An 8,668-nucleotide genomic window follows, 5' to 3' on the forward strand; every position below is an offset into this window, starting at 1 on the left:
CCCATGGTGTTTCATGAACTGGGTGCCGAAGTGATTGCCATCGGCTGCAAGCCCGACGGGCTGAACATCAACCACGAAGTGGGCGCCACCCACCCCGAGTCGCTGATCAAGGCCGTTCGCGCCAACAACGCGGATTACGGAATCGCACTCGACGGCGATGCCGACCGGCTGCAGATCGTGGATGCGGAAGGACGGCTTTTCAACGGTGACGAAGTGCTGTTCCTGATGGTCAACGAGCGGCTGGCACGCGGTGAAAAAGTGCCGGGCACCGTCGGTACCCTGATGACCAACATGGCGGTGGAAGTCGCCTTGAAGGCCAAGGGCGTCGAGTTCGTGCGCGCCAAAGTTGGCGACCGTTACGTGCTTGAAGAGCTCGATAAACGCGGCTGGCTGCTGGGTGGCGAAGGCTCAGGCCACCTGCTGGCGCTGGACAAGCACACGACGGGCGATGGCCTGATCAGCGCCCTGCAGGTGCTGCAGGCCTGCGTGCGCAGCAAGAAGACCCTGAGCCAGTTGCTGGCTGACGTGGTGCTGTTTCCCCAGACGCTGATCAACGTCCGGCTCAAGCCTGGTCAGGACTGGGAGGGCAGCGCGGAATTGGCGCTGCAAACCAAAGCGGTGGAGATCGAACTGGGCGACAGCGGCCGTATCTTGATCCGCGCCAGCGGCACCGAGCCGCTGCTGCGTGTCATGGTGGAGGCACGCGATGCCGAACAGGCCAGGGCCTGCGCCGAGCGCGTTGCGGATACGGTGCGCAGTTAAGTCAGCCAGGGACTCTTGCGGCCTGGTGGATGCGAACCGTTAGCGGCTGACTTTGAGGAAAATGTCCCGGTCGGGCGCAAAGTTGGCGTGCAGTGGCAGCAAGGCGCCGCCAAGCGCCCGTGCATCAGGGCCAATGCTGCCTTCCAGCAGGGTGGCCGGCCACAGGCCTTCCCAGTTGTAGCTCGCCAGGGCCATGCGGGTATGCTCCAGGAGTCGCTGCAACAGCGGCCTGCAAAACGAGCCGTCCAGCACGATGGCATCGAGATCAAGAAACGCGGTGCCGCTCACAATGCAGTGCGCCAGGGCATTGGCGGCCGGTGTCATCCAGGCGGTGGTTTCTTCCGCGAACGGCGCCTGCATCGCGCGCTCGTCGTAAGCGGCGGTGGTGTCGAGTCCACGGGCCTTGAAGCGCTGCTCCAGTTCCCAGAGCGAGGCCTGGTGAATCAGCTGCTCCGGCTTGGTTTCTCCGGGCCGGGCTACATTCAGCGGCACCGACGCGACCGCGCCGGCATTGCCATGCAGGCCAGCATGCAGATGGGAATTGATGACCAGCCCGCCACCCACAAATGTGTCCACGAACAGGTAGAGGAAACACTTCAGGTCGCGGCCCCGCCCGGCCACCAGTTCGGCCACGCAGGCGGCTGAAGTGTCCTTGGCAAAGCTCACCGGCAGGTCGGTCATGCCTTGCACTTCGGCTTTCAGATCCATCTGGTTCCAGGTATCCGACTGTGCATCGGACAATCCCAGCATCTTGTGCCAGCCGCCCAGCTGAAATGGTGCGGCAATGCCCACGCCCACGAGCCGTGGGCTCAAGTCGCCGAGTTCCTCGCGCAGGGCATTCATGTGTTCGCTGATCGCCGGGAGCAAGACCTTGGCATCCGGGAACGCATAGGCAAGCGACTTGCGCTGACGCACCCGGCCCGTGAAGTCCACCAGCAGCCAGTCGGTGTTGCGGCGTCCGATTTTGATGCCGATGGAAAACGCGCCGTCCGGATTCAGCGCCAGAGGCACCGACGGCTGGCCAATGCGGCCGCGCACCGGCTCGTGCCGAATCAGCAGGCCATCCTCATCAAGCCGTGCGGTGATCAGGCCAATGGTTTGCGCCGTCAGCCCGGTCAAGCGTGCCAGATCCGCCTTGGGCAGGCTGCCATTCTGGCGAATCGCCTGCAACACCACCCGCTCGTTGAACTGGCGCATGCCCACATGGTTGGAGCCGCGCGGGCGCAGCAGCGGGGGAGCCTGGTCGTTTGTCATGGGCGTAGAGTTTCGCCGATAACGCCCTTGCGCAAGATGAAGTTGCCAAACGGCTGCAATTCGCCGGTCACCACGATCGCGCAAGCATTGCGCACGCGTTCGTAAAACGCATAGCGTTCGACCGGTTCGGCCTTCTGGTGGGGCAGCAAGCTGTCCTGGAGCAAGTCCAGCACTTCACGCTGCAAGGCCGACAGATAGGGCGGTGCCGTGTCCGACACCTGCATGAAGGCGACCGGGTGCGCTACATCAGCAGCCAGCGGCAGCAGCGCGTTGATGGCTTTGACCACCTGCGCCATGCTGGCGCCCGGCAGCCTGAGCACCGGCTTGCCCGCGCCCAGGCTCATGGCCGTGAAGTTGGCATCGGCCAGCAGCAGGGCCTCGTCATGGCCCATTTCCATCAGCAGCTTGAGCAACTCCGGCGTGATGAGGGGATCGATTCCTTTAAGCATGAGCGGCCTGCGGCAACTCGTCGGCCGACATGGCGCCGGTCATCACCGCCACGGTGTCGCTCATGCTGATGTGTTTCGGGTTCACCACCGCAGCGCGCTTGCCCAGGCGGGCAATATGGATGCGGTCGGCCACTTCAAATACATGTGGCATGTTGTGCGAAATCAGCACCACAGGCAGGCCTTTGTCGCGCACGCGGCGGATCAGTTCCAGCACCATGTTGCCTTCCTTTACGCCCAGCGCCGCCGTTGGCTCGTCCATGATCACGACATGCTGCGCAAAAGCGGCTGCACGGGCCACGGCCACGCACTGTCGCTGGCCACCCGACAGCGTTTCCACCGCCTGCGTCATGGAGCGTATGCCAACCTTGAGGTCGTTCATGCGCGAAATGCTTTCCTCCAGCATTTTTTTCTTGTCCAGCAGGCGCAGGAACTGGGCCAGCCAGCCCGGGCGGCACAGTTCACGGCCCAGGAACAGGTTTTCGGCAATCGTCATGGCAGGCGCAACGGCCAGATCCTGGTATACGGTTTCAATGCCGGATTTGCGCGCATCCATCGGGCTCTTGAAGTGAATCGGCTGGCCGTCCAGAAAAATCTCGCCTTCGTCGGGAATCGTGGCGCCCGACAGGCATTTGATCAGCGAGGACTTGCCGGCGCCGTTGTCGCCAATCACCGCCAGGATTTCACCGGCGCGCAATTCAAAGTCGGCGCCATCCAGCGCGGTGACCTGGCCGTAGCGTTTGACCAGGCCCCTGGCCTGCATCACGATTTGAGGTTGAGCGTTCATCAGCGTACTCCCTTGCGAGACATCTGGTCGGTCGCCACCGCCAGAATCACCAATATGCCGGTGGCCAGAACCTGGTAGACGGAAGACACGCCCATCAGCGTCAAGCCGTTGCGAAATACACCCACAATCACGGCACCCACCAGCGTGCCCAGCAGCATGCCGCGCCCGCCAAACAGGCTGGTGCCGCCCAGCACGACGGCGGTGATCGCATCCAGATTTTCCGTTTGTCCGGCATTGGGGTCGCCGGCGCCGGTGCGGGCAACCGACAGCAGCGAGGCAATTCCATAAAACAGACCGGCAAGCACATACACGCCCAGCAGCACGCGGTCGGTCGGTATGCCGGTCAGGCGGGTTGCCTCCGGGCTGTTGCCCACGGCATAGATATGGCGGCCCGGGGCGGTATCGCGCAGCCAGAGCCAGGTCACCAGATAAAGGGCCAGCATCAGCACCACGCCATAACCCATGGAGGTATTGCCGATCATGAATGTGTTGCCCAGGAAGGTCATGCTGGCCGGAATGTCGGTCACGGTTTGCGACTGTGAATACAGCTGTGTGATGGCAAAGGCAATGTTCAGCGTGCCCAGCGTCACGATGAAAGGCGGCAGCTTGATGCGGGTCACCAGCAGCCCGTTGATCAAGCCGAACAGCATGGTTACCGCCATGCCGCAGGCAATGGCCACGGGCGCTGACAAGCCGTAGTCGGCGGCAAATTTGGTCATCACGATGCCGCCCAGCGCCATGACCATGCCGCATGACAGGTCAATACCGGCCGTCAGGATGATCAGCGTCTGCCCAATGGCAATCACGCCGACCACCATGATCTGCTGCAGGATCAGCGAGAAATTCTGGGCCGTCAGGAACCGGTCGCTTTGCGTCGAAAAAAAGATGCAGGCCAGCACCAGCGCGATGAAGGGCCCCAGGGTCGCAAGGGGCGGAAGTTTGGAAGGGGTCATGTTGATCTCTCAGGCACGGCTGTGAGGCAGGGATGGCCTTGAAGACCCTGGCGGGTCCGGTGGGGCGTCAGCCTGCAAGGCATTGCCGGCTCCCGAAGGTGGCCGGCAATGGGACTTTGGGCTGGGTTACTTCTTGCCCCAGCAGAGTTCGGTGCCGGTTTTGACATCCTTGCTGTCCACGCCGGGCAGCGCCTTGGCGGCAATCAGGGTCACGCCGGTATCGGTGTAGCCACTGACCTTCTTGCCAGTTTTGGCATATTCCACGCCGGCCGCCACGCCCATGGTGGCCATCTTCAGCGGATATTGCTGCGCTGTGGCGCTGATGACACCCGCACCCACGTCCCGGATGCCGGCGCAGCCGCCGTCCACCGACACAATGACCACGTCTTTTTCCTTGCCTGCGGCCTTCACCGCCTTGTAGGCACCGGCTGCGGCGGGCTCATTGATCGTATAGACCAGGTTGATGCCCGGGTTTTTCTGCAGGCAGTTTTCCATGCTGGTCTGGGCCTTGGCCGCGTCGCCAAAGGTGTCGGCCATGCAGACCACTTCAGCCGGCTTGGCCAGGTCATTGCTCTTGACGTCCAGCGACTGCAGGCCAAACCCTTGCAGGAAACCGTTGTGACGCTGGGCACCCACCGGGTGGCCTGGCAACAGGTCCATGGTGGCAATCACCGGCTTCTTGCCGCCCAAGGCCGCTTTGGAATACTGGCCAATCAGCACACCCGCCTTGTAGTTGTCGGTGGCAAACAGGCCATCCACGGCGCCAACCGGGTCGGTCGGGCTGTCCAGTGCAATCACCATCACACCTTTTTGCTGGACTTTCTTGATGGCAGGAATAATCGCCTTGGCATCGCTGGGCGCAATCAGGATGGTTTTGGCGCCGGCTGCAATCATGTTTTCCATGGCCGTGATCTGTCCGGCATTGTCCCCGTCTGTCTTGCCCGAGCCGGTGATGACCTTGGCACCCAGCCTCTTGCCTTCGGCTTCAGCGCCTTCCTTCATCTTGACGAAGAAGGGGTTGCTGTCGGTCTTGGTGATCAGGCCAATGACGGGTTCTGCCGCTAACGCGCTGCCAGTGGCAAAAGCCAGGGCGGTCAGGGCCAGTGTGGCGGTGGACTTTTTCATGTTGTCTCCTTGGTAAAGGAATGATGGCGTTTTTAATGTAGGGGGCTCAAAACCCCTGGGGTTTTACGCTTTACGTTTAGGCGTGTCCGAACTATAGTGGAGACCGACTTACTAAATCAAGTTACTTTATTAATGGAAAACCCTAAGACAACCCCACAAATTGCAACTGCTGGTGAAGCGCTGATTGACCTGATTGGGCGACCTGACGGCTTGTTTGAACCCTGCCTTGGCGGCTCGGTCTTCAATTTCACCCGCGCCATGGCCCGCCAGCGCATCGGGACGCTCTATCTCAATCCCTTGTCGGCCGACCGGTTTGGCCGCCGGCTGGCGCAGGCGATGCTCGCCGACGGCGTGCAGCTGGCCCGTGCGGAGCCGGTGCAGCAGACCACGTCGCTGGCCGTGGTGGCCTTGAGTGAATCTGGCCACCCCGACTATGCGTTTTATCGTCAGGGTGTGGCCGACCGGGCGGTCTCGGCCGCTGAACTGATGCGTTCGTGCGAAGCAGTCCCCACGCTGGAGATGGTTTGCAGCGGCTGCCTGGCGCTGGCGCCCGAAGATGCGGCGATTTACCTGCCCTGGCTCGCTGCCTGCCGCCAGGCCGGCAAAACTGTGGTGGTTGATGCCAACCTGCGCCCTTCGGTCATGCCCGATATGGCTGCCTACCGCCGCAATGTGCTGGCGGCCCTGGCATTTGCCGACGTGATCAAGGCCAGTGACGAAGACCTGGACTATCTGGGCATTGCCGGTGCCAGTGCCCTGGACAAGGCCAAAACCCTGCTGGCCAGCACGGGTGCGCGCCTGATGGCCCTGACCCTGGGCGGGCAGGGCGCCTGCCTGCTCACCCGCAGCGGCCAGGTCTGGCACGCCCGCGAATCAGAGCCGGTTGACGTCGTCGACACCGTGGGTGCGGGCGATTGCTTCCTCGCGGGGCTGCTCACCGCCATGCTGCTGGAAGACGGGCTGGTGCTGGAACAGCTGGCGGATGCGCCGGCCCGCCGGATACTGTCGCATGCACTGGCCAGCGCCAGCCTGTGCGTAATGCGCCGTGGCTGCGTGCCGCCCAGTCGGGAAGAAGTGCTGGCGCGCGTGCAGAATTTTCCCTGCCAGTTGACTTTTGAAATGGGCGTCTGAGTCTTGAACGTCTGGCGTCAAGGCGCCGGTCGGATCACAGCCTGACGCCAAGCGCCTTGATAACTTTCAAAATGGTGGCAAAGCTCGGGTTGGCACGACAGAAAGCAGACGCCAGACCAGCGCGGTCCTGGCCGTGTTAACCGTTTACAGATGCGACTTCTTCTGTTGCGAAACCCGCCGGCAGGACAATTTCCAGCATCTCGATGTCATCGCTGTGACCCAGCTCGCGATGGCGAATGCCGGGTGGTTGATGGACGCACGATCCGGCCTCCAGGCGAACAACGCCTTGACCTTCGTATTCGAATTCGATCCAGCCCTTCAGAACATAGACGAGCTGAAACTCTGTCTTGTGAAGGTGAGGCTGACTTGAGAAATCCTTCCCCGCCGCCGCCCGGATGACATGTGCGTCAACCCGGCCTTCCGTTGCCTTCTTGATGCCAAGATCGCGGTACTCATAGAACGAACGAAGACCTCGTTCAAACTCGGCATCCTTCGCGTGCGATGCGACAAAGCCTTGAATAGTCATGCGATCTCCTCTTTGGTGGTGAGTTGGTGCGGCATTGAATTTTATCCGGCCTGGGCGGCATCCAGGCAGGCTGCATTGGCCTGCGCGTCGTCGCCAATCACCTTGGACAGGTGACGGGTTCAGGTTGGTGCTTGGGCTGAAACTGTTGCCAGCCATTCGCCGTTGATGCGGTCGTAGTGCAAAGCGCTCATGTCGTCCTCTTATTAGCCCCAGCGCAAGACCATCGGGTCCAGCCGCCGTGCGGTTTCCAGCAGGCCCTTGCGGACCTCGGGGTGCATGGCCGGGAACGGATGGCGCGGTGCTTCGCAGGCGATGATGTCGCCAGCCTTCATGAGCGCCTTGGCTGTCAAAATGCCGCCCTGGCGGTTTTCATAGTTGATGAGCGGCAGCCAGCGGGTGTACTGGGCAACGGCCTCCTCGCGGTTGCCGGCGGTGTAGGCGTCCATGATCAGGCGGATGCCGTCGGGGTAGGCTCCGCCCGTCATGGCGCCGGTGGCGCCGGCGTCCAGGTCGGGCAGCAGGGTGATGGCTTCCTCGCCGTCCCATGGGCCTTCAATCGCGTCGCCGCCCAGGCGGATCAGCTCGCGCAGCTTGGACGCCGCGCCGGCTGTCTCGATCTTGAAATAGGCGACGTTTTCAATCTCCCTGGCCATGCGCGCCAGGAAGGCCACCGGCAGTTGCGTGCCGCTCATCGGGGCATCCTGGATCATGATGGGAATGTCGATGGCGTCCGACAGCGCGGCATAGAACTCGTAGATCTTTTCCTCGCTCGCCCGCAAGGTGGCGCCGTGGTAGGGCGGCATCACCATCACCATGGCCGCGCCCATGTCTTGTGCGCGGCGGCTGCGCTCGGCGCAGACTTTGGTGCCGAAATGGGTGCTCGTCACGATCACCGGCACCCGGCCGGCTACATGCCCCAGGATGGCCGAAGTCAGCACCTCGCGCTCTTCGTCCGACAGCACGAACTGCTCGGAAAAATTGGCCAGGATGCACAGGCCGGTCGAGCCGGCGTCAATCATGAAGTCGATGCAGCGCAACTGGCTGGGCAAGTCCAGCGCGCCCGATTCGGTAAAGGTGGTCGGGACCACCGGAAAAACACCCTTGTAAATGGGACGCATGGCTTACTCGATGATGTTGAACTGATCCAGGAACTCGGTCTTCATTGTCAGGCCCAGGCCGGGCTTGTTGTCGTCGAGCTGCACGAAGCCGTTTTCAGCCACCGGTTCGCCGTCAAAGATGTAATAGAACAGCTCGTTGCCGACTTCCACGTCGAACATCGGGAAATATTCGCTCATGGGCGAGGCAATCGTGCTCATGGTCAGGTGGTAGTTGTGCATCTGCCCGGCGTGCGGGATGACGGGCACGCTGTAGGCCTCACACAGCGCGTTGATCTTGTGCGCTGCCGTGATGCCGCCAACGCGGTTGGTGTCGTACTGCACCACCGAGATGGCTTTTTTGTCCAGCAGCTGCTTGAAGCCGTACAGGCTGAATTCATGTTCGCCGCCCGAAATCGGAATGCTGGTGAGCTGGTTCAGTTCGGCATAGCCATCGATGTCGTCGGCAATCACGGGTTCCTCCAGCCAGCGCGGCTCGAATTTTTCGAGTTTTGGCAGCATGCGCTTGGCATATTCCAGGTTCCAGCCCATGTAGCACTCGAGCATCAGGTCGTTGTCATAGCCGATGA

The 8,668-nt window shown here is 61.9% G+C and carries 9 protein-coding genes and 1 pseudogene; 2 read left to right on the forward strand and 8 right to left on the reverse strand.

Translation table 11 applies throughout. The features are described from left to right. Positions 1–762: pseudogene (glmM, locus tag IV091_RS08120) on the forward strand (phosphoglucosamine mutase); the annotation flags it as partial. A 39-nt stretch (positions 763–801) separates the two neighbouring features. On the opposite strand, the gene IV091_RS08125 reads toward glmM, so the two are convergent. From IV091_RS08125 to IV091_RS08145, 5 genes are all read right to left on the reverse strand, one after another. Further along, complete coding sequence (locus IV091_RS08125) at positions 802–2,016, reverse strand: ROK family transcriptional regulator (protein ID WP_293467400.1); 1,215 nt, start codon at positions 2,014–2,016, stop codon at positions 802–804. Next, the gene (locus IV091_RS08130; protein WP_293467402.1) at positions 2,013–2,465 is read right to left on the reverse strand and encodes an RbsD/FucU domain-containing protein; all 453 of its coding nucleotides are present in this window, start codon (positions 2,463–2,465) and stop codon (positions 2,013–2,015) included. Before IV091_RS08130 ends, IV091_RS08125 begins: the two co-directional genes overlap by 4 nt. Next, positions 2,458–3,249 carry an ATP-binding cassette domain-containing protein gene (locus tag IV091_RS08135; RefSeq protein WP_293467404.1) on the reverse strand — a complete coding sequence of 264 codons (792 nt, stop codon included), beginning with the start codon at positions 3,247–3,249 and terminating at the stop codon, positions 2,458–2,460. The genes IV091_RS08130 and IV091_RS08135 overlap by 8 nt, the downstream gene beginning before the upstream one ends. Beyond that, positions 3,249–4,202, reverse strand: coding sequence for an ABC transporter permease (locus tag IV091_RS08140; protein WP_293467406.1), 954 nt, complete (start codon positions 4,200–4,202; stop codon positions 3,249–3,251). The genes IV091_RS08135 and IV091_RS08140 overlap by 1 nt, the downstream gene beginning before the upstream one ends. Before the next feature lie 126 nt (positions 4,203–4,328). Then, a complete protein-coding gene (locus IV091_RS08145; RefSeq protein ID WP_293467409.1) occupies positions 4,329–5,327 on the reverse strand; it encodes a sugar ABC transporter substrate-binding protein in 999 nt (332 codons plus the stop codon). A 132-nt stretch (positions 5,328–5,459) separates the two neighbouring features. On the opposite strand from IV091_RS08145, the gene IV091_RS08150 reads away from it, so the two are divergent. Next, positions 5,460–6,458 carry a PfkB family carbohydrate kinase gene (locus tag IV091_RS08150; RefSeq protein WP_293467411.1) on the forward strand — a complete coding sequence of 333 codons (999 nt, stop codon included), beginning with the start codon at positions 5,460–5,462 and terminating at the stop codon, positions 6,456–6,458. Positions 6,459–6,594: 136 nt separating this feature from the next. Here the strand turns inward: IV091_RS08150 and IV091_RS08155 are convergent, their stop codons facing one another. From IV091_RS08155 to IV091_RS08165, 3 genes are all read right to left on the reverse strand, one after another. Further along, entirely contained in the window at positions 6,595–6,984 is a 390-nt protein-coding gene (locus IV091_RS08155) for a cupin domain-containing protein (RefSeq protein ID WP_293467413.1), read from the reverse strand. Between the two features lie 203 nt (positions 6,985–7,187). After that, entirely contained in the window at positions 7,188–8,102 is a 915-nt protein-coding gene (locus IV091_RS08160; RefSeq protein WP_293467415.1) for a dihydrodipicolinate synthase family protein, read from the reverse strand. Between the two features lie 3 nt (positions 8,103–8,105). After that, positions 8,106–8,668, reverse strand: a 563-nt coding sequence (locus IV091_RS08165; RefSeq protein ID WP_293467417.1) for an enolase C-terminal domain-like protein, incomplete at its 5' end; no start/stop codon positions are given.

The sequence above is a fragment of the Polaromonas sp. genome, from assembly GCF_018780625.1.
Taxonomy (GTDB): domain Bacteria; phylum Pseudomonadota; class Gammaproteobacteria; order Burkholderiales; family Burkholderiaceae_C; genus Polaromonas.

Coding starts and splice junctions, on each gene's coding strand:
- IV091_RS08125 (WP_293467400.1), bottom strand. CDS start 2,016: ATGACAAACGACCAGGCTCCCCCGCTGCTGCGCCCGCGCGGCTCCAAC.
- IV091_RS08130 (WP_293467402.1), bottom strand. CDS start 2,465: ATGCTTAAAGGAATCGATCCCCTCATCACGCCGGAGTTGCTCAAGCTG.
- IV091_RS08135 (WP_293467404.1), bottom strand. CDS start 3,249: ATGAACGCTCAACCTCAAATCGTGATGCAGGCCAGGGGCCTGGTCAAA.
- IV091_RS08140 (WP_293467406.1), bottom strand. CDS start 4,202: ATGACCCCTTCCAAACTTCCGCCCCTTGCGACCCTGGGGCCCTTCATC.
- IV091_RS08145 (WP_293467409.1), bottom strand. CDS start 5,327: ATGAAAAAGTCCACCGCCACACTGGCCCTGACCGCCCTGGCTTTTGCC.
- IV091_RS08150 (WP_293467411.1), top strand. CDS start 5,460: ATGGAAAACCCTAAGACAACCCCACAAATTGCAACTGCTGGTGAAGCG.
- IV091_RS08155 (WP_293467413.1), bottom strand. CDS start 6,984: ATGACTATTCAAGGCTTTGTCGCATCGCACGCGAAGGATGCCGAGTTT.
- IV091_RS08160 (WP_293467415.1), bottom strand. CDS start 8,102: ATGCGTCCCATTTACAAGGGTGTTTTTCCGGTGGTCCCGACCACCTTT.